General features: G+C 58.7%; 1 protein-coding gene and 1 pseudogene. One reads left to right on the top strand and one right to left on the bottom strand.

The annotated features are described in order from the left end of the window. Positions 1-444 (top strand): IS110 family transposase (locus tag XH79_RS00005; RefSeq protein ID WP_271580180.1); only part of this gene is annotated, 444 nt, incomplete at its 5' end. Positions 445-704: 260 nt separating this feature from the next. Here XH79_RS00005 and XH79_RS00010 read toward each other — a convergent pair. Further along, a pseudogene (locus tag XH79_RS00010) lies at positions 705-824 on the bottom strand (integrase core domain-containing protein); the annotation flags it as partial.

An 824-nucleotide genomic window follows, 5' to 3' on the forward strand; every position in this document is an offset into this window, starting at 1 on the left:
GTCGAGGCCATCGAGCGTGAGCTGGCTCTCATCCAGAGAACTAATCCGATGGCGAAGTTGTTGTCCTCCATTCCCGGCATTGGTCCCATAACGGCCACGGCTCTCGCTGCGACCGTGCCGGACCCGACAATGTTTCGCTCCGGGCGAGAGTTCGCGGCCTGGCTTGGCCTGACACCTAAGCAGAATTCAACTGGCAGGAAGGATCGGCTGGGCAGGATAACAAAACAGGGCGATTCCTATCTCAGGCACTTGCTTGTGATCGGAGCACTTAACGTCGTTCGGTACCCAAAGGCACGCTCCAGGGTCGGAGGCGGCTGGATCGAAGCCCTGCTTGAACGGCGTCGGCCCATGGTGGTCGCCATCGCCGTTGCCAACAAAATGGCCCGGATCATCTGGGCAATGATGACCACCGGGGAATTCTATCGGCCTAAGCTCGCGGCTTAACTTTCCGCGTATCCTGGCCACCTTATGGTGTGAGGGCAAATGACAGCATGATGGAAACCGGCGGAGCTGGGGATCGAGCAAGCCCGAAGAGCTTTAAGCGCACAAGCGCGACCCGTTGATGAGGCCTCGATCCGCGATCTCCATCAGGGCCAGCGGCCATGGCATCGGTCGCACTAACAGGCCGTATACATGAACGCACCCGACCGGTATCCAAAGTATGCTGCCAAAAATCCCTTGCATCCGCGGGGCCGTCTATACATGAAACTCTCGACGAAGCCGTTCTGCATCGGCTTTCCCGGCGCAATGAACTGCCAATCGATGGCTGCGTCCTTGCACCAAGCGAGCATGGCGTTGCAGGTGAATTCGGTGCCATGGTCGGA

The organism is Bradyrhizobium sp. CCBAU 45389, from assembly GCF_028128625.1.
Classification (GTDB): Bacteria; Pseudomonadota; Alphaproteobacteria; order Rhizobiales; family Xanthobacteraceae; genus Bradyrhizobium; species Bradyrhizobium liaoningense_B.